This is a genomic window from Stenotrophomonas sp. NPDC047960 (genome assembly GCF_043204395.1).
In the GTDB taxonomy this organism is placed as follows: Bacteria; Pseudomonadota; Gammaproteobacteria; order Xanthomonadales; family Xanthomonadaceae; genus Stenotrophomonas.
Map to the genome: position 1 here is coordinate 555764 of NZ_JBIDBX010000001.1, position 21628 is coordinate 577391.

Here is a 21628-nt window from a genome sequence, read left to right on the forward strand (position 1 = left end):
GGGAATCGGGCGATTATATCCCCTCTCAGGCGTTGTCGCGGCCCCGGACCAGGGTGCCGATGTTCTCGCCGTGCAGGATCTTCAGCAGTTCACCCGGCTGGCCCATGTCGAACACGCGCAGCGGCAGGTCGCTGTCGCGGGCCAGGGCGAAGGCGGCGGTGTCCATCACTTCCAGCCCGCGGCGGATCACTTCGTCGTAGGTCAGGGAGTCGAAACGGACCGCATCGCCGTGCTTGTTGGGGTCCTTGTCGTACACGCCGTCGACCTTGGTGGCCTTGAGCAGCAGGTCCGCGCCGATCTCGATGGCGCGCAGCGCGGCACCGGAATCGGTGGTGAAGAACGGGCTGCCGACACCGGCGGCGAAGATCACCAGGCGGCCCTTTTCAAGGTGGCGGATGGCGCGGCGGCGGATGTAGTCCTCGCACACGTCGTTGATCTTGATCGCGCTCATCACGCGGGCCTTGGCGCCCAGCTTCTCCAGGGCGTCCTGCATTGCCAGCGCGTTGATCACGGTGGCCAGCATGCCCATCTGGTCGCCGGTCACGCGGTCCATGCCCCCGGCTGCCAGGCCGGCGCCGCGGAAGATGTTGCCACCGCCGATGACCAGCGCCACTTCGGCCCCGGCCTGCTGCGCTTCGATCACTTCACGTGCCAGGCGGTTGATGACCTTGGGGTCGATGCCGTAGTCCTCATCCCCCATCAATGCCTCCCCGGAAACTTTCAGCAGGATGCGGCGATAGGAAAGATTGGACATGGTGGCCTCTGGATGCGTGGAAAACGCGGGAATTCTACTGGAAGCCGCGGCACTCGGCGTGGAAAATCTGCTGCAGTGCGGCGCGGCCCTGCCACGGCGGTGGATTGCCGGTCCCTGACTCCATTCAGGCGGTGGCGGTCCCGGGTGAACGCGCAATCACGCGGTTGCGCCCCAGGTTCTTTGAACGGTACAGCACGTCGTCGGCGGCTTTCAGCAGGTCCTGGACATCGGCGAACCGCTCATAGCCCCCCTGGGTGGCCACGCCGGCCGAGAAGGTGACGAACAGCGGGCCGTCGTCCACTTCGGCCATGGGGGTGTTGACGATGCTGGCCAGCACCCGGCGCACCACGTCCAGCGCCACCCCTTCGGTCGTGTTGGGCAGCAGGGCGATGAATTCCTCGCCGCCGAAGCGGGCCACGGTATCGCTGTTGCGCAGGTGTTCCTGCAGCTTGGTGGCGAACTCGCGAAGCACCTGGTCACCGAGCAGGTGGCCATGGGCGTCATTGATCTTCTTGAAATCGTCCAGGTCGATGAAGGCCACCGACAGCGGCCAGCCGTGCCGGGTGGCGCGCAGGAACTCCTGTTCCAGCACCGCTTCCAGCTGCCGGCGGTTGAGCACTCCGGTGAGGGCGTCGCGGTGGGCCTGCTCGGCCAACCGGTTGGCGCGCGCCTCGAATTCGTCGGCGCGCTGGCGGGCCAGGGCCGCATCCTGCATTTCGCGCAGGTTGCGCAGGGTCGCCAGCTCCTGCGCATGGTCGATCAGCTGCTGCACGCGCGACGGGGAGATCAGGCTGGTTTCGAACAGGGCGCTGATCTCGGGCAGGGCCTCGCCGATCCGGGCCAGCACCTGGTCGAACTGGGCACTGTCCAGCTTCAGGGTGTCGTTGACCTGCTGCAGGGCGTGTTCGCGGGCGGCATCCGCGTCGGCGCTGAGCCAGATGTCGGCGACCGCGCCCGACAGGGCGACGCAGGCCTGGAAATTGTCCTCGGCCGCGGCTGGCGATTCGCTGCGGGCGATCGCGTCCACCAGGTAGCGGGGCAGGTCCCACTGCTCGGCCATCCACGCGCCAACCTCGGCATGGGTGCAGTCCAGATGCTCGCGTTCGAGTGCGATGAGGGCCTCGTTGTCGCGGGCCTGGCGCAGCAGCGGCAGATAGCGATCAGGCTCGCTCTGGGCCAGCACCAGTACGCCGATATCCTGAAGCAGTCCGGCCAGCATCAGTTCCTCGGCCTTGCGCAGGCCGCGGGCCTGGCCCAGCAGGCTGGCCGCCAGCGCGCTGAGGATGCTGCGCCGCCAGGCGCGCTCCCGCACGTCCTGGCCCTGCCCGGGGGCGGTCAGCTCCTGGGTGACGGTGAAACCCAGGGCGAGGCTGACGGTGGCGTTGAGCCCCAGCATGGTCAGTGCCTGGCCGAGGTTCTCGATCCGGCGGCGGCTGGCATACAGCGGCGAATTGGCAATGCGCAGCATGCGCGCACTCAGCGCCATGTCGATGGCAATGACGTCGGCGGCGGTGGTGATATCCGTTTCCGGGTCCTGCGCCAGTTCGATGATGCGCAGGGCAATACCGGGCGGCGAGGGCAGGTTGCGGCAGAGCGCCAGGGCGGCTGTCAGCTCGGGAGGCATGGCAGGAATACTGAGGTGATGTGGCAAGAATACATGGAGTGCGTCACAGATTTGAGTGTCGGTGCTTGCGTTGAGGAAAATTGTGCGGTCGGCAAGTGGGGGCCGAGGTGCCTTTCGATGCAAAACCAACGGGCAGATCGTGTTGCGTGGGGCGGCAAGCTCTTTGGTATCACATTCGCCGACGGATGGGGGAGTGGCGCGCGTGGGGTTCGGTGATGCGCGATGGCGGGTGGCGCGGGTACCATTCGGCCTCCAATAGAAAAGGATGGACCCCATGGCCGTAAAGTCGCTTCAGGAATTCCTTGCCAGCACGCACGAAAAAGACGTCAGTGCGGACGCGTTCGAGCTTGAGAGCCTGCACATGCTGGAGGTGCGGGTGAACGGAATGGTCTGGGCCAAGGCCGGCTCGATGGTTGCACGCAAGGGGGCGGTGAAGTTCACCCGCCAGGGCCTGCTGGAGCAGGGGCTGGGCACGCTGCTGAAGAAGATGGTGAGCGGTGAGGGGCTGCAGCTGATGAAGATCGAGGGCCAGGGCCGGGCCTACCTGGCCGATGCGGGCAAGCAGGTGACGCTGCTGCGGCTGGCGGGCGAGTCGATTTTCGTCAACGGCAACGATGTGCTGGCGTTCGAGACGGGGATCGATTCGAAGATCACGATGATGCGCAAGGTGGCGGGCATGCTCTCGGGCGGGTTGTTCAACATGCGCCTGAGCGGGCACGGGATCGTGGCGATCACCTCGCATTACGAGCCGCTGACGCTGCCGGTGACGGCGCAGGGCGGCCCGGTGTTCACCGACCCGAACGCGACGGTGGCCTGGTCCGGTTCGTTGACGCCCGAGATCGTCACCGACATTTCTCTGGGCACGCTGGTCGGGCGTGGCTCGGGCGAAACGCTGCAGCTGCGCTTCGCCGGCGAAGGCTGGGTGGTGGTGCAGCCGTATGAGGAAGTTACGTTCCAGGCGAAGGGCTGAGAGCAAAGGCAACAGCAACAGCCTCGGTCTCCGCGTGTGCCGCGCTGGGGCCGGCGGCGGTGGGTTTGCGGGACACGCCGTAAATCCGTCCGTGGAGGCTTGGCAAAAACATCCATGTTTTTGACAGTCCCGCAAACCCACCGCCGCCGACCCCCTGACGGTTGGCCGGTGGCCAGCGGAGATCAACGGCGCTCTTCGTTTTTGGGTCATGCGTTACCGGGCCGATGTGCATTGTCGGCGGTCGTTTGGGAAGCGACCCTACCGACCCCGCGTAGGGGCACGCCGTGCGTGTCTGCTCTTCGCGTCCGCCTGCGACCATCTGTCGGGGCTGCCCGACGGCCTCCCCAGCTCGCAACCACTGAAACGCTGCTCTTCGCAGCACCTTTGAAACACAGCAATACACCCACAAAAAAGCCCGGCTCGCGCCGGGCTTTTTCGTTTCATCGCTTGAGGCGATGGATCAGGCCAGACCGGCCTGCTTCATCACTTCGGCCGCGTAGTCTTCGACGACCTTCTCGATGCCTTCGCCGACGATCAGCAGCTGGAAGCCGGCCACGTCCGCCTTGGCGGCGGTGACGACCTGCTCGACAGTCTTGTCGCTGTCCAGTACGTACGGCTGGCCGTACAGGGTCACTTCGCTGACGATCTTGTTGATCTTGCCGCTGATGATCTTTTCCAGGATCTCGGCAGGCTTGGACTTGTCCTTTTCGGACATCTTGGCCAGTTCGATTTCCTTTTCCTTCGCCACGAAGTCGGCCGGCACGTCGCCTGCCTTGTTGTGCGGCGGCTTCAGCGCGGCAACGTGCATCGCCAGGCCGCGGGCCAGCTCGACGTCACCGCCGTGCAGGTCGACCAGGACGCCAACCTTGCCATTGGTGTGCACGTAGGCGCCGATGTTGCCGGTGGTATCCAGCTTGATCATGCGACGGATCTGGATGTTTTCACCCAGGGTCTGGATCGCGGTGGCGCGGGATTCTTCGACGGTCTGGCCGTTGGCCAGCGGGGCGCTCTTCAGCGCGTCCACGTCAGCGGCGCCCGATGCCAGGGCGGCAGCGGCAACGTCGTTGACGAAGTTCTTGAAGTTCACGTCGTTGGCGACGAAGTCGGTTTCCGAGTTGACTTCGACCAGCACGGCCTTGCCGTCGGCCTGGGCCAGGCCCAGGCGGCCTTCGGCGGCCACGCGGTCAGCCTTCTTGTCGGCCTTGGCAGCACCGGACTTGCGCAGCGCTTCGGCAGCGGCGTTGATGTCGCCATTGGCTTCGGTAAGTGCCTTCTTGCACTCCATCATGCCGGCGCCAGTGCGCTCGCGCAGTTCCTTGACCAGGGAAGCAGTGATTTCCACGGGAATTCCTCACGAAAGAAAGGGGTTGGGCCGGCATCGTGGCCGGCCCATGTGACAGCATCCTGTCATCGCGCCAGCGGCAGCGGACAGGAGCGGCGGGCGCCAGGCGCCCACCGCGGGCCTAGATCAGGCCTGGGCTTCGCCCTTGTCGGCAGCAGCCTTCTTGGCCGGAGCGCGGCGGGCCGGCTTGGCTTCTTCGCCAGCCGGAGCTTCGGCGAACTCTTCTTCACGGACGGTGGCAGCGTGCGGCGCAGCGGCCTTGCCTTCCAGCACGGCGTCGGCAGCGGCGCGGGCATACAGCTGCACGGCACGGATGGCGTCGTCGTTGCCCGGGATCGCGTAGTCGACCAGCTCCGGGTTGTAGTTGGTATCAACCACCGCGATCACCGGGATGCCAAGCTTCTTGGCTTCCTTGATGGCGATGTCTTCGTGGCCGATGTCGATGACGAAGATGGCGTCCGGCAGGCGGTTCATGTCCTTGATGCCGCCCAGCGAGGCTTCCAGCTTGTCGCGCTCACGACGCAGGCCCAGCACTTCATGCTTGACCAGCTTGTCGAAGCTGCCGTCGGTTTCGCCGGCTTCCAGTTCCTTCAGGCGGGCAACCGACTGCTTGACGGTACGGAAGTTGGTCAGGGTGCCGCCCAGCCAACGCTGGTTCATGAACGGCATGCCGCAACGCTCGGCTTCCTCGCGGATCGACTCGCGTGCGCTGCGCTTGGTGCCCAGGAACAGGATGGTGCCGCGCTTCTGCGCGATGCTGGAAATGAAGTTCATCGCGTCATTGAAGAGCGGAACGGTCTTTTCCAGGTTGATGATGTGGATCTTGCCGCGGGCGCCGAAGATGTACTGGCCCATCTTGGGGTTCCAGTAACGGGTCTGGTGGCCGAAGTGGACGCCGGCTTCCAGCATCTGACGCATGGTGACCTGGGGCATTGCAATACTCCTGATGAGGAACCGACCGCCAAGGGTAATAAAGGGCGGTCCGCCGCAAGGCGGAGGGTTCCGGGGTTTGGCTTCCCTGTCGCTTCCGTGTCCGAACTCCTCGCGGAGCACCCCGGCACGGATATGGGCGGCAGGTGTGGATTCACCGGTGACGTCCGGTGTTGACGGGGCTCCTGCGCACAGGGCGCGGGGAGATCCGGTCGATTATAGCCCGGGCAGGCGTCCCCGCGCAATTGGCGGGGCGGCGGCCGGGAGGTCGCCGGGTTCCGCGTCGCCGATCCGGGCCCGGAAACGGCCCCCCGCATAGCCTGCGGCGGGGCCGGGCAAGGCCCACAGGCGGGTGCTGCCGGCCAGGACATAGCCGGCCAGCTCCGGAAACAGCAACGTGGCGCGTCCGTCGGGGCCGATGAAGCTCAGGTCCGCCAGCCGCGCGTGGCCGGTGCCGCCATTGTAGAGCGCCAGCATGGCGTGGCCTGCGGCCTCGCGGAGGTTGGCGGACAGGGCGGGCGCCGGGCGCGGCTGCGGCCCGGCTACGAACACCGGCAGCGACACCTGCAGCGGCGGGCTTTCGGGTGCGGCCCGGAGTACCAGTCGGTACCCCTGCTCGGCGCTCGGGGCGGGTCCGATCCGGACTACCCGTACCCGTTGCCGGGCGTTCGGTGCCAGCGCCAGCCGGATCGGGCTCACCACCAGGTCCTGCGCCGGGGTCAGGCGTTCGGCGTCGGCGCTCTGCTCCCACCGGTACAACCGCGCCTGGCCCGACCACGCCTGCGCCGTCTCGTTGTGCAGCCACAGTTCGGCGTCCTGCTGGTCCGGGCGCAGCACAACGCGCAGCGGGGAAATGTCCAGCGCATGCGCGGCGGCCGGAGCAAGCAGCGCCAGCAGCAGGCAGGCGCGGATCAGAAGGTCAGGGTGAGCCATGGCCGGCGGGCGTGTTCGTCGTCTTCGCCCGCCGGGGTCAGCTGCTGCACCTGGGGCGGGGCCGGGATCCTGTCGTCGCTGCGTCGGTGTGCGCTGCGGCACCTGGCACGCGCAGCGTCTGCGTCCAGTGTGCACGCCTCCACGATCCGCAGGCGGACCTGCAGTGGCGCATTGGCCGCGTGGACGGCAGACAGCAGGGTGGTCAGCGCCACGCAGGTGGTGACAGGGGCGCGGCGGCGTCGGTTCATCCGGATCGGCAGCGGGGGGTGGTCGGGATATCGGCCCGGCGCTGGCGGTCTTGAGGGACGCCGATTCAGTAGGTGATCGTCACCTTGATCTGGTCGCTGTAGCTGCCTGCAGCCACCGCACCGACCGTAGGCGGTGCGCGCCCGTAAACGGTCAGGGTCTGGGCGCTCCCGGTTCCCGTGCCCGAGACAACGTCGACGTTGGCGGTGCTGCCCCAGCGCTGGGTGCGGGTGCTTTCGCGGTACAGCGCATAGGGAATGAACCAGGCCGGGTTGGTGGTGTGCCGCATGCGCCGCACGCTGCCGTTGGCGTACAGGCCGTTGTCCAGCGCGATGGTGTAGGCGGTGCGGTTGAGGCAGGTCAGGCCGATGGTCGAAGTGCGGTCGATGTTGGCGGTGATCGTGCCGGCACTGCTGCCGAAGTCCATGTCGGTCGTGACATAGGCACTGCACTGCGGCAGCACGGTGGCGGTGACGGTGAACGGGAAGCCGCCGGTGGCGGTTTTGTGGCCGCTGACACCGGAGGCCGTGGTGCACGCCGCCGGCGCGCTGGCCGTGCCCAGCAGGACCTCGTTGTAGGCATATTCCAGGCGTACGTCGGCACCGCTGAACGAGGTGCTGTAACTGCCGGCCGCCAGCGTCTGGCTGGCTGGGATGCGACCGTAGATGGTCACGCTGACCGCGCCGCTGCCGCCGGTGAGCACGGGGACCGGGTAGTTCAGGTCCACCACCTGCGGTCCGGGCGTGGTGCCGGGGGTCAGCCCCCAGATGGTGCTGTAGGCGGCGCTGGTGAACAGCTGGAAGCTGAGCGGATCGGCGGTGGTGTTGGTCATCCGCCGCAGCGGTGAAATGGCCACGCCGGTGCTGCCCACGCCGATGCCGATGCAGGCGCGTACCGATGCCGTTGCCAGCAGGCTCAGCGCGGTGGTGTTGCAGGTGATGGTGAACGTGGTGGTGGTGAAGCTGGGCGCAGTGGCCGCGTTGCCGACGTTGCCGAAGGCCGCCGTCACCGGGGTGGTGGTGGTGCAGGTGGTGTCGGCGCGGGCCTCGCCGGCGCCCACTACCCCGGCCAGCGCCAGCAACCATCCCAGCAGCAGGCGCATGCTCATGGCCCGGCTCCGGCCACGCAGCGCAGCGGCCCCAACCGCAGCGCTGCGCTGCCCGGCGCCGGGCTGACCGGCACGCGCACTTCGCAGCGCCCGTCATCGGTGTCCACCTGCAGCAATGCCTGGGCCGGCAGATCTTCCAGGTAGACCTCGCCGTCGTAGCCCACCGTGGCGCTGCGCTGGTCCGGCAGGCGCACCTGGCTGCCGGCCTTCAGGGGCTGATCCTGCGCGTCGTGCAGGACCAGGGTGATGGCGCGGGTGCGGCGCAGCCCGAAGCTCACCCCCAGCCCGGCGCTCTGCCGCGGCGTCACCAGGGTGTCCACGCGGTCGGCACGCATGTCGGCCGGCAGTTCCAGGGTGTCGATCGAAATCCGGTTGCGCTGCCAGGACAGCAGCGGGGTGACCAGCAGCATGCCGTCGTCGTCGGTCACCCCGATCACCCGGTTTTCCAGGCGGACGGGTACGCCGCCCACGCCGTTGGTGGAGACCACCGCAAACGCGTCGGGCACCTCGCGTGCGGCGAACAGGTGCCCGCCCATCCAGACCACGCTGCCGCTGGCGTTGGCATAGGCGAAGTTGGCATCGCCCTGGCGCGCCGCGCCCAGCGAGTAGCGGCCCACCCGGTTCAACCAGCCGGCTTCGACCAGCCCGCCGGTGCCGTCATCGCCCTGCCGGGCCTGCAGCCGCCAGCCGTAACCGCCCTGGCTGCCATCACCGGGCACCGGCTGGGATACATCCACCGTGTACAGGTTGCGGTCGCCATTGCGCTGCGCGGCCAGGTTGCTCTGGCGGTTGTTGCCCAGGCTGGCCGAAACGGACAGGTAGACGCTGCGGTCCGCGTCGTCGTCCAGGCTCTGGTTGAACGAGGCGTAGGCCGACCAGCGTTCGGAAAACGTGCGGTTCCAGAACACGCTGGCATAGCGGCGGTCGTCGCCGTCGGGATAGGACAGGCGCAGGTAACTGGCGCTCAACGAGCCCAGCCGGCCCAGGCTGGCACCGGCGGTGACCTGGTCGGTCACGTCCGGTGGCCGCGCCCCCTGCAGGCTGCCCAGGTCCTGGAAGTCGCCATGCGTGCGGCGGGTGGCGGCGTTGAGGTTGAACACCCGGTTGTTCCAGCTGTACCCCAGCGCCCACTGGCCTCCCTGCAGACCGTCGCGGCGGCTGTACGCGTAGGAGGCGTTGACGACGCCGGCCTGGCCCAGCTGCCACCAGCCGCCGGCGCCGGCGCTGGCCACGCCGCCCCCGCCTTCGGCATGCAGCTCAGCGGTGAAGCGGTTGCTGACCCCGCGCCGCCAGGTGGCGCTGCCAACGGTGGCACTGTCGTAGGCGAACGAGCGGATGCCGTATTCGCGACGCATCCGGCCAACGCCGGCCGACCAGTCCGAGAGTCCTTCAGCCAGCAGCTGCTGCGTGCCATAGAAGGCAAAATCCAGGGTCTGCATGCGGCCGTAGGCATCGGTGATCACCACCTGCGCATTGCCGGTGCCGCTGATGCCCGGCTGCGCGGCCAACTGGAACGGCCCCACCGGTACCTCGCCGTTGTATTGGCGCAGGCCGTCGACATACAGCTCGACGTTGGACGGCACCACGGCCTCGCCCAGGAAGCTCGGGGTGGGGGTGAGCACGCGGTAGGGCTGCAGGCCATAGTTGCGGCCGATCTGGATGCCGCCCATCCGCACCGGGCGGCTCCAGTCGACGAAGCCGCTGAAGAAGTCACCGACGGTCAGGGTCAGCGCGGTTTCGGGAAAATCCAGCTGCCAGGCGCTGTCCAGGCGCACGCTCTCGCCCCGCCAGTCGCTGCCTCCCGCCTGGTAGGTGCGCAGCAGCTGGCTGCTGCGGAGCACGCCGCGGCCCATGCCGAACACCCGCCATTCGCTGGTAAGCGCCAGGTTTCCGGCGTCCTGGTTGTGGCTGGCATAGACGTCGTAGTTGAGCAGGGCACCGGGCGAGGCGTTGGCCGTCGGGGTGGTCTGGGGAGTGGCCCCCAGTTCGGTGACCGGCAGGTTGAGCTGTTCCAGCGGGATTTCCAGCGCCAGGGTCTGCAGCGAGGCGTCGTAGCGCATCACCAGGCCACTGAGCTGGCCCAGTGCGACCGGCGCGCCGTCGGGCGCGGCGAAGCCGAGCTGACGCAGCACGGGCGGGTCGGCGCGCAGCTGGCCCGCGAGCTCGGTGAACGGCAGCAGGCCGCGGGGACTGCCGTTGAGGGTGACGTCCAGGTACAGGGTCTGCGGTGCGGTCAGGGGCGTGGGGGCTGGCAGCATCACCTCATCGGCGGCGCCGGATGCTGCGCCAGCGGCCGGCAGTGCGGCCGCCCATGCCGGCGGGCCCGGCATTCCGGACGAGACCGCGCCGGCAGCCAGGGCGACGCGCACGCAGGCCTCAGCGAGCCGGTGGCGTCGGGGACAGAGGCGTGGCTTGCGCGCCGCCATTGATCTTCGCCGATAGCGTGGCCCCGGCCAGCCGCGTCGCGGGAATATCCAGCGGCCAGCGCATGGTCTGGCCGCTGAGCACGTAGCCGATCAGGCCCGGCTGGAAGATCTGCGGGCGATCCAGCGGACCTACCGCCAGGTCGGCCAGCTGCGCATAGCCATCGCCACGGTTGTGCACCTCCAGCATCACCTTGCCATCGGGCTGGACACGCACGCTGCTCTGCAGTTCGGGCTTGCCCACGGCGCTGCCAGCGGACTGGATGAACACCGGCAGCGAGTAGCGCAGCACGAACTGCATGCCCTGGCGCCTGGGGTCCAGCGTGGGTACTTCGTCGACGATGATCCGGTACGACAGCTGTGCGTCGGGCGCTTCCGGCTGGGCGCGCACGACGCGGATCAACTGTTGCTGCCCGGCCGCTAGCGACTGCATGGGCGGGCTGACCACCAGGTCTGACGTGGGGTCGAGCTGGTCGCGACCGTCGCGCTGGGTCCAGCGGAAAACGCGCGCCTGTACGCTTACCGGCGCCGACCCGCTGTTGCTGACCCACAGCGCTTCGGCGTTCTGACGGGCGCTGAGCTGCAGCGAGGTGGGCGCCACCTGCAGGCTGGCGGCGCGTGCCTGTCCCAGCCCCAGAAGCGCCAGCAATGCACAGGCGCAGACAGCCGCCGTGGAGGGCGGTGCGCGCCCCCGTTCGAATGCTGACATGGCGGCCTCAGTACGAGATGGTGGCGGTGACCGTGTCCTGGTAAGTACCGGTGGCGGCGTTGTTCACGCTGGGATTGGCCACCTGGCCATAGATGGGGTAGGCCTGCGCCAGGCCGGTGCCAGTGCCCGCCACGGTGTTGGTGCCGGTGGTGGCGCCCCAGACGTTCGAGCGGCCCGCATCGGAATACAGCTGGTAGCCGACGAAGTTGTTGGTGGTCACCGCCGCATCGGTGTTGCGCATGCGCCGGGTGGTGACGTCATTTGCGGTCGCGGCGTTGGAGCCGGCATTCAACGCGATGGTGTACGGCGTCAGCGCCGAGCACTGCGCGGTGACCGAGCCCTGGGCGTTGGACGGGGTGGTGGCCGTGGACAGCGCCGAGCCGAAATCGACATCCGTCGCGGCGGCTGCCGTGATCGTGCAGGCCTTGGTGATGATGATGCGGACGTTGAAGGTGGTGGTGTCAGCCGCCATGGCGGGCGAGGCCAGGGCCACCAGCCCGAGGCTGAACAGCAGGGGACGCGGGGCGCGAAGGAATCGCATGGTCTTCTCCTTGGACGGGGGTCCTGGATCAACGAATCGATGCCGGCGTACTGCAGGGGAGGGCGTCAGGGGTAACGCGACTCCCTTATAAAAGCGCACTTGTAGGGGCGATGTGAGGAAAACTGGCCGGTTTTCACATTTTTTCCGTTACCGGAGGGCGAATGCCCCGCCGTCAAGGGCATTCGACCCGAACGTGGGCTGTCAGCATTCCGGCACTTCCCGTTCAGAATGGCCCCGGATCGGCAATAATGGGCGCCATGAGCGTGAATCTGAAAACCCCTGAGGAAATCGAACTGATGCGCGTCGCCGGCCGCCTGGCCAGCGAAGTGCTCGACATCGTCACCCCGTACGTCAAACCTGGCGTGACGACCGAAGAGCTGGACCGCATCTGCCACGACCACATCATCAATGTGCAGAAGGCCACACCGGCGAACGTCGGCTACCGTGGCTTCCCCAAGACGGTCTGCACGTCGGTCAACAACGTCATCTGCCACGGCATCCCGAGCGAAGCCAAGGTCCTGAAGGACGGCGACATCGTCAACATCGATGTCACCGTGATCAAGGATGGCTGGCACGGCGATACCAGCCGCATGTACTTCGTGGGCACGCCTTCGACCATGGCCAAGCGTCTGGTCGACACCACCTATGCGGCGATGTGGGCCGGCATCCGCGCGGTGAAGCCGGGCGCCACGCTGGGTGACATCGGTCACGCCATCCAGTCGCTCGCCGAAGGCGAACGCTTCAGCGTGGTGCGCGAGTACTGCGGGCACGGCATCGGCAAGGTCTACCATGACGAACCGCAGGTGGTGCACTACGGGCGCCCGGGACAGGGCCTGGTGCTGCAGCCGGGCATGACCTTCACGATCGAGCCGATGATCAACGAGGGCACCCGCTACAACAAGGTGCTTCCCGATGGCTGGACTGTGGTCACCAAGGACCGCAAGCTGTCGGCACAATGGGAGCACATGGTCGCGGTCACCGAGACCGGGGTGGATGTGCTGACCCTGTCGCCCGGCGAATCGCAGGTCTGAGCATGTTGCCGGCGAGCCCGACCCTGGACGCGCCGGCCAATGCCGTCGCCGACCCCGAGTGGGCGGCGGAGGCTCGCCAATCGCTGCAGCAGGCTGATGCGCGCCTGTACCGGCGCTTCGACCAGAATGACAACATCGAGCGGCTGCTGGCGCTGCGCGCCCGCGCGGCCGATCACCTGATCCGGCTGGCCTGGCAGCGCTGCGTGCCGCCTGATGCCGGGTTGTCGCTGTTTGCCGTGGGTGGCTATGGGCGCGGCGAGCTGTTCCCGCGCTCGGACATCGACCTGCTGGTGCTCGGCGCCCCCGATGCGCAGCGCCGGCATGAGGCGGCCTTGGCCCGGTTGTTTGCATTGCTGTGGGATTGCGGCCTGCCGGTGAGCCACGCGGTGCGCTCGGCCCACGAATGCGTGCAGGCCAGCGCCGATCAGACCGTGCTCACTGCGTTGATCGAGTCGCGGCCGCTGGTGGCGGACGACGCGGCACGGCAGGCCCTGAAGCAGGCCGTCAACAGCGAAGGCCTGTGGCCGCCGCGCGACTTCTTCCTGGCCAAGCGCGAGGAGCTGCTGGCCCGCCACCAGCGCTTCGGCGACACCGCCGACAACCTTGAACCGGACATCAAGGATGGACCGGGTGGCCTGCGTGACCTCAATACGCTGGGCTGGATGGCACTGCGCGCCTTTGGCGTGCGCGAACTGGAAGCCCTGGTCGGGCTGGGGCACCTGGGGCCGGATGAAGCCGCGGCCCTGCGCCGCGAGCGCTGCGCGCTGGCGCAGCTCCGGTTCGGCCTGCACCTGGTGGCCAACCGCCCGGAAGAGCGCCTGCGCTTCGACTACCAGAAGACCCTGGCGGCGCGGCTGGGCTTCGCCGACGACGTGGAGAGCCTGGCGGTCGAAAAAATGATGCAGGGCTTCTATCGCAGCGCCACCGTGGTGCGGCGGATCAGCGATCGGCTGCTGCAGCGCTTCGAGGAACAGTTCGATGGCGAGGCGGTGCCCGAACCGGTCAGCGTGGGCTTCTCGCTGCGCCGCGGCTACCTTGCCGCCAATGATCCGCAGTGGCCGCAGGGCGATATCGAGCAGGTATTTGCGCTGTTCTCCAGTTGGGCCTACAACCCCGATGTCCGTGGCCTGCATTCGCTCACCGCGCGGGCGTTGGCCGAAGCGTTGGCCGAGCTGCCGGCGTACACCGAGGCAAGTGCCACCGCGCGCGAACAGTTCATGACCCTGCTGCGCAGCCCGCGCGCGGTCGATACGCTGGCGCGCATGGCCCGGCTGGGTGTGCTGGGGCAGTGGATTCCCGCATTCGCACAGGTGTCGGGGCGCATGCAGTTCGACCTGTTCCACGTCTACACCGTCGACCAGCACACTCTGATGGTGCTGCGGAACATCGGCCTGTTCGCCAGCAGTCGCGCCGACGAGCGTTTCTCGATCGCCCACGAAGTGTGGCCACGCCTGCGCAAGCCGGAACTGCTGCTGTTGGCCGGACTGTTCCATGACATCGCCAAGGGCCGGGGCGGCGACCATTCCGAACTCGGCGCGGTCGATGCGCGGGAGTTCTGCCAGGCGCATGCGCTGAGCAGTTCCGATACCGAGCTGGTGGCCTGGCTGGTGGAGCAGCACCTGCGCATGTCGGTGACCGCGCAGAAGCAGGACATCTCCGACCCGGATGTGATCCACCGCTTCGCCACGCTGGTGGCCAGCCGCGACCGCCTCGACTACCTCTACCTGCTGACCTGCGCCGACATCGCCGGCACCAGCCCAAAGCTCTGGAACGCGTGGAAGGATCGCCTGCTGGCCGACCTGTACTTCGCCGCGCGCCGCGCGCTGCGCGATGGCCTGGAAAACCAGATGCCGGCCGCCGAGCGCGTGCTGGAGGCGCGTGAGAACGTGCGCGCGCTGGTGCGTGAGCGCGGCTACGACGACGCCACCATCGACCGCCAGTTCACCGTGATGCCGGATGAGAGCTTCATCCGCCTGCGCCCCGAACAGTTGGCCTGGCAGGCGGCCGCGCTGGTGCCGGTCAAGCAGGGCCAGACCCTGGTCAAGGTGCGCCGGATCACCGCCGACGACGATGCGCTGGAAGTGTTCGTGCATTCGCCCGACCGCGATGGCCTGTTCGCGGCGATCGTGATGACCCTGGACCGCAAGGGCTACGGCATCCACCGGGCACGCGTGCTGGATGGCCCGGCCGACACCATTTTCGATACCTTCGAGGTGACCCCGGCCGACAGCTTCGCCGATGGCGATGCGCCGCGCCTGGAAGCGGCGCTGCGCGAGGCGCTGGCCGGCGATCTGTCGCGCCTGCGTCCCTCCCGGCGGGTGGTGCCGCGCCAGCTGCGCCATTTCCGCTTCGCCCCGCGCATCGAATTCCGCGATGCCAACGATAATGATACCGGCGGCACCCGCTTCAGCCTGGTGGCGCCCGATCGCCCCGGCTTGCTGGCCGATGTCGCCTTTGTACTGCGCAACCAGGGGCTGCGTGTGCATGACGCGCGCATTGCCACCTTCGGCGAGCGCGCCGAAGACATGTTCGTGATCAGCGATGAGCACGACCGCCCCCTCACCGAAACCGCCCGTCAGCAGCTGCATGACGCCATGCTGCGCTGCCTGGACCCTGATCGAAACGCCGGAGACCCCCACTGATGGCCACCAAGCCTGCCAAGAAGACTGCCGCCAAGACCGCGGCGGCCAAGAAGACCGTTGCCGCTGCCCCGGCCGTGAAGAAGACCGCTGCGAAGAAAGCCGCGCCGGCCGTGAAGAAGGCGCCGGTCAAGAAGACTTCGGCCAGCAGCGCGGCCGACACGGCGGCCAAGCGCGCCGAGAACATCGCGCGCAAGTCGCTGCGCAAGCCGGCCACCCCGGGCGTGGAAGAACTCAGGTTCGGCATTGAAAGTGCCTTCGAACGCCGCGCCACGTTGACCCTGCATGAGATCGAAGGCTCGACCAAGCCGCTGGTCGGTCGCGTCATCGACGGGCTGGAAACCGGCGAATTCCGCGTGGCCGAGCCCGATGGCCACGGCGGCTGGAAGGTCAATGAATGGCTGAAGAAGGCGGTGCTGCTGTACTTCCGCGTCAACGACATGGCGGTGGTGGACGCCCGCCCGGCGCCGTTCTGGGACAAGGTGGAATCGCGCTTCGCCGGGTTCGATGAAGCCAGGTTCCGCCGGGCCGGCGTGCGCGTGGTGCCGGGTGCGATCGCGCGCCGCGGCAGCTACTTCGGCAAGGACGTGGTGCTGATGCCGAGCTTCACCAACATCGGCGCCTACGTTGGCGAAGGCACCATGGTCGATACCTGGGCCACGGTGGGGTCGTGCGCGCAGATCGGCAAGCACTGCCACCTGTCCGGCGGTGCCGGCATCGGCGGCGTGCTGGAGCCGCTGCAGGCCAGCCCGACCATCATCGAAGACCACTGCTTCATCGGTGCGCGCTCGGAAGTCGTGGAAGGCTTCGTGGTCGGCCACCACAGCGTGATCGGCATGGGCGTGTTCCTCGGCCAGAGCACCCGCGTGTACAACCGCGCCACCGGCGAGATCAGCTACGGATCGGTGCCGCCGTACAGCGTGGTGGTGTCCGGCCAGCTGCCGTCCAAGGATGGTTCGCACTCGCTGTACTGTGCGGTGATCGTCAAGCAGGTCGATGCCAAGACCCGCAGCAAGACCAGCGTCAACGAGCTGCTGCGCGGCCTGGCCGACTGAGCGGCGACGGGAGCGGCATGCCGCTCCCGTCGGCTGCGCCAACCACCGTCAGGGAAATCGTGCTGCCGTCACTGGCGTGACTGGCACGTTCGAAGCCGCGCATTCGCCAAGGCGGTCACAGCTTGGAAGCTGCACCGACGCAATCCCGCGTTGGGTCGCTAAGCTCTTGCGGGCGTCGGGGTTTCCCGGCAGGAGAGCGTGGCATGGACAAGATCAGTGCGCGCACGGTTCCGACGGATTCCCGTGCGCTGCGTACCCGGACTGCGTTGCCACGGCCGGTGGTCGACCGGCTGGCGTCGCTCCTGCAGAACATCGCCAATGCCGGGTTCCCGACCGGCATGCCGGTCGTTCCGGTCGGCGAGAACAGCGTGCAGCAGACCCAGGCCGACGCGATTGTTGGCGGGCTGTATGTGAAGATCGTCAAGCGCGATGATCTTTCCACGCTCAATGTTGACCTGGAACGGCTGTGTCGAGCGTTGGCGGAGTCGGCCAGCATGGGGGAGCTGGAAACCGAGCAGCGCGTCACCAACATCTACCTGGGGAAGGCGTTGAACCTGCTGTGCCGGGTGGGCGGCCAGGAGCCGTTGCCGTGCGCAAGCGCGGTGCTGGTCCGAGCGGTCAACTGGTGCATGGAAGTGCTGAGAGGGCGCACGGAGTTCACCCTTGAGAACCTCTGCGTGATCATGTTCCACCTGGGCGGGCTGATGAACCGCGCGTCCGTTGCAGAGGCCTGCAGCGAAATGATCAGCGGGTGCCTGGCTCCGCACCTCGACCAGATGCTGAAGGCCGCGCCGCAGCAGGCGGTGGCTTGCCCCATCCTCTCATTGGCGTTGGCCAGCGTACTGCGGGCATCGGAGGTCGAGATGCGTCTGCCCGTAGGCGCAACCGTGCCGCGATTCGCACCGGATGCGCTGCTCACAACACTGCGTGCGGTGAAGGCGGAATGTCCGGGTCTGCTGGCAGGCTGGGAGAGTCGATCATTGGCGCTGGTCGCCAAATACGGCGCGCAGTACCTCAACCGGCTCGGCGCAATGAGCAGACGCTGTCGGTCCACGGAGACGATCGTCTCGCAGCATCTCAATGTCGCCCACCTGCTCAAGGCGGTGATCGAGGAAGCCAGATTGCCGCATCGCGCGGTATGGCAATACGACGGCGCATATCGCAGCCTGGCGCAGGGCAAGGAGCTTCGCGACCAGCTTGCCTATGCCGCGCGTTACTACTGCCGTTGGCTGGCGGGGCAACCGGAACGTATCCGGGCGAGCTTTGAACTGGCCGAGCCACCCCGAGGTCCATTTCCCGACAACCTCCGGGACGAACGCGCTTTTGCCGAGGTCGCGCGTCTGGGCGTTGATGTCGCGACCACGCAAGCAGGGGTGATCAACGCCCCGGCGCCACCTGACGCTGACATTGCCGATGAGGTGTGCATGGCAGCGGAACCGCCACCGCCGGCACCGGATCTGGCACGGTTTGATGCAATAGCAGGCGCGCTGGTGCGGTATGGCGAGAACGCTGATCGCTTTGACCGCGAGGATGTCATCGCAGCGGTAAATACACTGGTGGCATCCATTGAAAGCGGGCGGACGGTGTTGACCCAGGCGCAGCGCGTGCAGATGCTGCTGAACATGGACGCGGTTTGCCGGCAGCTGGCGACCGCATCCCCCCAGCCATCCCATTACGCGTGGCAGCTGGACAGCATGCGCGGTTTTCTGTCCACGCAGCTGGCGCAGGTGGTGGGTACCAATGGAAAGCCATTGATGGCGGCCGACCTGCCGGATAGCCCCGGTCTTTCTGCCTGGCAGAGATCCCTGCTGGTCATACTCAACAGTTGTGAAGGTGCTCGATAGGCAGTGTATGCACGTGCGGCGCCCGGTGTGTGTGAGGCCGCCGTTACCTGATCATCCGATGTTCCGTGACGCTTCCGCCCCGCGCATTGGACCTGCTTCGCAAACCTTGTCACAGCTTGAAGTGCACGCCATTCCGGGAGTGCCGGCATGTGGCTATGCTGCGGTTTCTTCAGGCAGAGAACGTCCGCGTGGACTACGTCAACAATACGATGCCGGTGCCGGTGACACATCGCCGGCTGCCGCCGATACCGCTGCCCCTGATCGGCGCGCGACCGTCGGCGGCGACACCCACCGACATCTTCAACGCCCCGGGGAACGACGTCGTGCCGCACGCGCCGATGGGCGGGCACGCCGCGCGCCTGACCGAAGCGGACGGCATCATCGCCGCGCTGTACCAGAAGATGGTGAAGTACGGTGACCGGTCCACGGTCAACGTCGATCTGGACACGCTCGGCCAGGTGTTGGCCGGCAGCGGTACGCATGCCGATACCAATCCCCAACGACGCATCTCCAACATCTACCTGGGCAAAGCGCTCAACATCCTGTGCAAGCTGACCGACCAGCGCGGCGCACTCGCCCTGGACGAACGCCTGCTCTCGACGGTGACGCGTACCTGCGTCCAGGTGGTGGCCGCACGCCAGGCGTTCACGCTGGAAAATGCAAGCGTGATCATGTTCCACCTCGGCGAGTTGATGAATCACGCACCGCTGCAGCAGGTGTGCAGCCAGACAATCATCGACCACATGGTGCCGATCTTCGAGGCGCTTGTGCGCCAGCACCCCGTGCACGCGATCGCGGGCGCCACGCTGGCGTTCGGCCTGGTCAGTGCACTGCGTGCCTGCACGCACGAGCTTGCCCGGCGTGGTAGCGGGCCGCTGCCGCCGCCGGCGGTCGACAGGCTGCTCCTGCTGGTGCCTGAGCTGCTGGCGGCAGAGCCGGACCTGTTGGAGGTCTGGGAAACCCGGACCCTGACCCTGCTGGCCAACTATGGCGTGCAGTATCTGCGCCAGCTTGACCTGGTGGGCCAACGCCGTGGTCGGCTGCCCCACGCCGAGCGCCTGCAGCAGAATGCGGCCCGTGCGATCAAGCCGGTCATCGAGGAAGCACGGCGTTTCTCCCGCGGTGTCTGGGATCAACGCGACAGCACGTTCCGGGGCTTCACCCCGTTCCGGGGCGTCAAGGAGCTTCGCGATTACCTGGCCTACTGCGCCCTTTATTACGGCAAGTGGCTGCAGCACAAGCCAGAGTGGATGAAGGACCGCTTCGGGCTGCAGGAAGCCGAACGCGGCCCCATTGCGGACAACCCGCAGGACGGCCGGAACTTTGCCGCGGTGGTGCGGCAGGGCATGTCGCCCGCGCCGGAAGTGTCGGCGGCCTGCGCACTCCCACCGCCCACGCCCGTGCCGGCGCGCCGCCCCCTGTCGCTTGACATCGCTCCCGCCAAGCCGCCTGCCGAGCTCGCACGTTTCAGCCAGGCAGCCGGCGACCTGACCCGGCTGGGGGAGGCGGCCGACCGCTTCGATCGCAAGGAGGCCATAGCGGCGGCCAATGCGCTGATCCTCTCGATCGAGGCAGGTCGGACTACATTGAGTGGTTTCCTGCGCGTGCAGATGCTGCTGGACATGGACTGCGTGTGCATGCGGCTGTATGAAGCCGACTCGTTCGACGCGCCGCAGTATGCGGGGCAACTGCAGCGCCTGCGCGGTTTCCTGTCGTCGCAGCTCGCCCTCGTGGTCGACGCCGATGGCAGGCCGCTCCTGGGAACGGACGTCCCGTTCGCCTCCGGCTTGTCGTCGTGGCAGCGCTCGTTGCTGGACGTGATCATTGAGCATGAATGCGAGGGGTGAGCAGCAGGCGTGCGCTCCTGGCGCGAGGCTATACTCGGGGTTGACGCAACCCCGTTGAACCCCTGCACGAGTATCTGTCGGCAATGACCACAACCCTTTACGGCTTGAAGAACTGCGACACCTGCAAGAAGGCCACCAAGTGGCTCGACCGCTTCCAGCTGGTCTACACCTTCGTCGACTACCGCGAGCACAAGCCGAGCCCGGAAACACTGGTCGACTGGGCCGCGCAGGCTGGCGGTTTCCCCGCGCTGGTGAACCGTTCGTCGACCACCTGGCGTCAGCTGCCCGACAACCGCAAGGCCGCTGCCTCCGATGCCGAATGGAAGCTGCTGCTGCGCGAATACCCGCAGCTGGTCAAGCGCCCCGTGGTGGTCACCGCCGACGGCGTGATGACCCAGGGTTTTTCGGACAACGGCTTCAAGCAGCGGTTCGGAGTCGGCGCGTGAACGATGTCGTTGCCTTGACCTGCAACCTGATCGCACGCCCTTCGGTCACCCCGGACGATGCTGGCTGCCAGGCGCTGCTGGCCGAACGCCTGGGGCGTGCCGGCTTCACCTGCGAACATCTGCGTCTGGGTGAGGTCGACAACCTCTGGGCCACGCACGGGCAGGGCGCGCCAGTGCTGGTGCTGCTGGGCCATACCGACGTGGTGCCGAGCGGCCCGGTCGAGGCCTGGCACAACGATCCCTTCGATCCGCAGATCCGCGACGGCGTGCTGTATGGGCGCGGTGCGGCGGACATGAAGGGCAGCGTGGCGGCATTCGTGGTCGCGGCCGAACAGTTCGTGGCTGCCCATCCGGACCATCCCGGTACGTTGGCGGTGCTGCTGACCAGCGATGAAGAAGGCGATGCCATCGACGGCGTGCGCCGGGTCGCGGACATCTTCCGCGAGCGTGGCCAGACGATCGACTGGTGCATCACTGGCGAGCCGTCCTCCACCGCCGTGCTGGGCGACCTGCTGCGCGTGGGCCGCCGCGGCAGCCTGTCGGGCACGCTGACCGTGCAGGGCGTGCAGGGCCACGTGGCGTACCCGCACAAGGCGCGCAACCCGATCCATCTGGCCGCTGCGGCGCTGGCCGAGCTGACCGCGCGGCACTGGGACAATGGCTTCGAGAGCTTCCCGCCGACCAGCCTGCAGGTGTCCAACCTCCACGCCGGCACCGGCGCCAACAACGTGATTCCCGGCGAGCTGCAGGTGCTGTTCAACCTGCGCTACAACCCGCTCTGGAACGCGCCGAAACTGGAACAGGAGATCACCGCGCTGCTGGACCGCCACGGCCTGGAGTACCGGCTGAAGTGGCACCGCAGCGGTGAACCGTTCTACACCCCGGAAGGTACCCTGCGCCGGGTGGCACGCGAGGTGCTGGGTGAATGTGCGGGCGCCGCGCCGGAAGAGAGCACCGGCGGCGGTACCTCGGATGCACGCTTCATCGCGCCGTTGGGCGCGCAGTGCATCGAAGTGGGGCCGGTCAACGCCAGCATCCACCAGGTGGATGAGAATGTGGCGGTCGCCGATCTCGAAGCATTGCCGGCGCTTTACCAACGGCTGATCGAGCGGTTGTTGGCCTGACCGACTGCCAGAACCGACCAACGGTCGGTTCGTACCCGTGCCTGTGAACCGATCAATGGTCG

At 67.4% G+C, this 21628-nt stretch carries 18 protein-coding genes; 8 read left to right on the plus strand and 10 right to left on the minus strand.

From position 1 onward, the window contains the following. Positions 1-25: 25 nt before the first annotated feature. Positions 26-754 carry a UMP kinase gene (pyrH, locus tag ACGFZ3_RS02685; protein ID WP_392916033.1) on the minus strand — a complete coding sequence of 243 codons (729 nt, stop codon included), beginning with the start codon at positions 752-754 and terminating at the stop codon, positions 26-28. Between the two features lie 124 nt (positions 755-878). Further along, complete coding sequence (locus ACGFZ3_RS02690; protein ID WP_392916036.1) at positions 879-2378, minus strand: GGDEF domain-containing protein; 1500 nt, start codon at positions 2376-2378, stop codon at positions 879-881. Positions 2379-2652: 274 nt separating this feature from the next. Between ACGFZ3_RS02690 and ACGFZ3_RS02695 the strand changes: the two genes are divergently transcribed. Continuing rightward, a complete protein-coding gene (locus tag ACGFZ3_RS02695) occupies positions 2653-3348 on the plus strand; it encodes an AIM24 family protein (RefSeq protein WP_392916039.1) in 696 nt (231 codons plus the stop codon). Between the two features lie 460 nt (positions 3349-3808). On the opposite strand, the gene tsf is transcribed toward ACGFZ3_RS02695, so the two are convergent. The 8 genes from tsf to ACGFZ3_RS02735 all read right to left on the minus strand — a co-directional run bounded on the left by tsf (position 3809) and on the right by ACGFZ3_RS02735 (position 11580). Further along, complete coding sequence (tsf, locus tag ACGFZ3_RS02700) at positions 3809-4690, minus strand: translation elongation factor Ts (protein WP_392916042.1); 882 nt, start codon at positions 4688-4690, stop codon at positions 3809-3811. Positions 4691-4816: 126 nt separating this feature from the next. After that, positions 4817-5623, minus strand: coding sequence for a 30S ribosomal protein S2 (gene rpsB, locus ACGFZ3_RS02705; RefSeq protein ID WP_392916045.1), 807 nt, complete (start codon positions 5621-5623; stop codon positions 4817-4819). A gap of 213 nt (positions 5624-5836) precedes the next feature. After that, positions 5837-6553 (minus strand): molecular chaperone, encoded by a 717-nt coding sequence (locus ACGFZ3_RS02710; protein ID WP_392916048.1) that lies wholly within the window; start codon positions 6551-6553, stop codon positions 5837-5839. Beyond that, positions 6532-6801, minus strand: coding sequence for a hypothetical protein (locus ACGFZ3_RS02715; protein WP_392916050.1), 270 nt, complete (start codon positions 6799-6801; stop codon positions 6532-6534). Before ACGFZ3_RS02715 ends, ACGFZ3_RS02710 begins: the two co-directional genes overlap by 22 nt. A 65-nt stretch (positions 6802-6866) precedes the next feature. Further along, positions 6867-7907 (minus strand): spore coat protein U domain-containing protein, encoded by a 1041-nt coding sequence (locus ACGFZ3_RS02720; RefSeq protein WP_392916053.1) that lies wholly within the window; start codon positions 7905-7907, stop codon positions 6867-6869. Beyond that, on the minus strand, positions 7904-10237 hold the full coding sequence (locus tag ACGFZ3_RS02725) for a fimbria/pilus outer membrane usher protein (protein WP_392917555.1): 2334 nt from the start codon (positions 10235-10237) through the stop codon (positions 7904-7906). The genes ACGFZ3_RS02720 and ACGFZ3_RS02725 overlap by 4 nt, the downstream gene beginning before the upstream one ends. Positions 10238-10283: 46 nt before the next feature. Further along, positions 10284-11039, minus strand: coding sequence for a molecular chaperone (locus tag ACGFZ3_RS02730; RefSeq protein WP_392916056.1), 756 nt, complete (start codon positions 11037-11039; stop codon positions 10284-10286). Between the two features lie 7 nt (positions 11040-11046). Beyond that, positions 11047-11580 carry a spore coat U domain-containing protein gene (locus ACGFZ3_RS02735; RefSeq protein ID WP_392916058.1) on the minus strand — a complete coding sequence of 178 codons (534 nt, stop codon included), beginning with the start codon at positions 11578-11580 and terminating at the stop codon, positions 11047-11049. A gap of 257 nt (positions 11581-11837) precedes the next feature. Here ACGFZ3_RS02735 and map point away from each other — a divergent pair, with 257 nt between their 5' ends. From map to dapE, 7 genes are all read left to right on the plus strand, one after another. Further along, positions 11838-12611, plus strand: coding sequence for a type I methionyl aminopeptidase (map, locus tag ACGFZ3_RS02740; protein ID WP_392916061.1), 774 nt, complete (start codon positions 11838-11840; stop codon positions 12609-12611). A gap of 2 nt (positions 12612-12613) precedes the next feature. Continuing rightward, the gene (locus ACGFZ3_RS02745) at positions 12614-15253 is read left to right on the plus strand and encodes a [protein-PII] uridylyltransferase (RefSeq protein WP_392916064.1); all 2640 of its coding nucleotides are present in this window, start codon (positions 12614-12616) and stop codon (positions 15251-15253) included. Beyond that, the gene (dapD, locus tag ACGFZ3_RS02750; RefSeq protein ID WP_392916067.1) at positions 15253-16305 is read left to right on the plus strand and encodes a 2,3,4,5-tetrahydropyridine-2,6-dicarboxylate N-succinyltransferase; all 1053 of its coding nucleotides are present in this window, start codon (positions 15253-15255) and stop codon (positions 16303-16305) included. The genes ACGFZ3_RS02745 and dapD overlap by 1 nt, the downstream gene beginning before the upstream one ends. 203 nt (positions 16306-16508) lie before the next feature. Further along, a complete protein-coding gene (locus tag ACGFZ3_RS02755; protein ID WP_392916071.1) occupies positions 16509-18149 on the plus strand; it encodes a hypothetical protein in 1641 nt (546 codons plus the stop codon). Between the two features lie 155 nt (positions 18150-18304). Continuing rightward, positions 18305-19996, plus strand: a complete 1692-nt coding sequence (locus tag ACGFZ3_RS02760) for a hypothetical protein (protein WP_392916073.1) — start codon at positions 18305-18307, stop codon at positions 19994-19996. An 83-nt stretch (positions 19997-20079) separates the two neighbouring features. Beyond that, positions 20080-20442, plus strand: a complete 363-nt coding sequence (locus ACGFZ3_RS02765; protein WP_392916076.1) for an arsenate reductase — start codon at positions 20080-20082, stop codon at positions 20440-20442. After that, complete coding sequence (gene dapE, locus ACGFZ3_RS02770; RefSeq protein ID WP_392916078.1) at positions 20439-21566, plus strand: succinyl-diaminopimelate desuccinylase; 1128 nt, start codon at positions 20439-20441, stop codon at positions 21564-21566. Before ACGFZ3_RS02765 ends, dapE begins: the two co-directional genes overlap by 4 nt. Positions 21567-21628: the final 62 nt, after the last annotated feature.

What these genes read in the sequence shown, in the direction of transcription:
- ACGFZ3_RS02690 (WP_392916036.1), bottom strand. Translation starts at nt 2,378, where the DNA reads ATGCCTCCCGAGCTGACAGCCGCCCTGGCGCTCTGCCGCAACCTGCCC.
- ACGFZ3_RS02725 (WP_392917555.1), bottom strand. Translation starts at nt 10,237, where the DNA reads ATGCCGGGCCCGCCGGCATGGGCGGCCGCACTGCCGGCCGCTGGCGCA.
- ACGFZ3_RS02735 (WP_392916058.1), bottom strand. Translation starts at nt 11,580, where the DNA reads ATGCGATTCCTTCGCGCCCCGCGTCCCCTGCTGTTCAGCCTCGGGCTG.
- pyrH (WP_392916033.1), bottom strand. Translation starts at nt 754, where the DNA reads ATGTCCAATCTTTCCTATCGCCGCATCCTGCTGAAAGTTTCCGGGGAG.
- ACGFZ3_RS02710 (WP_392916048.1), bottom strand. Translation starts at nt 6,553, where the DNA reads ATGGCTCACCCTGACCTTCTGATCCGCGCCTGCCTGCTGCTGGCGCTG.
- ACGFZ3_RS02755 (WP_392916071.1), top strand. Translation starts at nt 16,509, where the DNA reads ATGGACAAGATCAGTGCGCGCACGGTTCCGACGGATTCCCGTGCGCTG.
- rpsB (WP_392916045.1), bottom strand. Translation starts at nt 5,623, where the DNA reads ATGCCCCAGGTCACCATGCGTCAGATGCTGGAAGCCGGCGTCCACTTC.
- ACGFZ3_RS02730 (WP_392916056.1), bottom strand. Translation starts at nt 11,039, where the DNA reads ATGTCAGCATTCGAACGGGGGCGCGCACCGCCCTCCACGGCGGCTGTC.
- dapD (WP_392916067.1), top strand. Translation starts at nt 15,253, where the DNA reads ATGGCCACCAAGCCTGCCAAGAAGACTGCCGCCAAGACCGCGGCGGCC.
- ACGFZ3_RS02695 (WP_392916039.1), top strand. Translation starts at nt 2,653, where the DNA reads ATGGCCGTAAAGTCGCTTCAGGAATTCCTTGCCAGCACGCACGAAAAA.
- map (WP_392916061.1), top strand. Translation starts at nt 11,838, where the DNA reads ATGAGCGTGAATCTGAAAACCCCTGAGGAAATCGAACTGATGCGCGTC.
- ACGFZ3_RS02765 (WP_392916076.1), top strand. Translation starts at nt 20,080, where the DNA reads ATGACCACAACCCTTTACGGCTTGAAGAACTGCGACACCTGCAAGAAG.
- ACGFZ3_RS02760 (WP_392916073.1), top strand. Translation starts at nt 18,305, where the DNA reads ATGCTGCGGTTTCTTCAGGCAGAGAACGTCCGCGTGGACTACGTCAAC.
- ACGFZ3_RS02745 (WP_392916064.1), top strand. Translation starts at nt 12,614, where the DNA reads ATGTTGCCGGCGAGCCCGACCCTGGACGCGCCGGCCAATGCCGTCGCC.
- ACGFZ3_RS02720 (WP_392916053.1), bottom strand. Translation starts at nt 7,907, where the DNA reads ATGAGCATGCGCCTGCTGCTGGGATGGTTGCTGGCGCTGGCCGGGGTA.
- ACGFZ3_RS02715 (WP_392916050.1), bottom strand. Translation starts at nt 6,801, where the DNA reads ATGAACCGACGCCGCCGCGCCCCTGTCACCACCTGCGTGGCGCTGACC.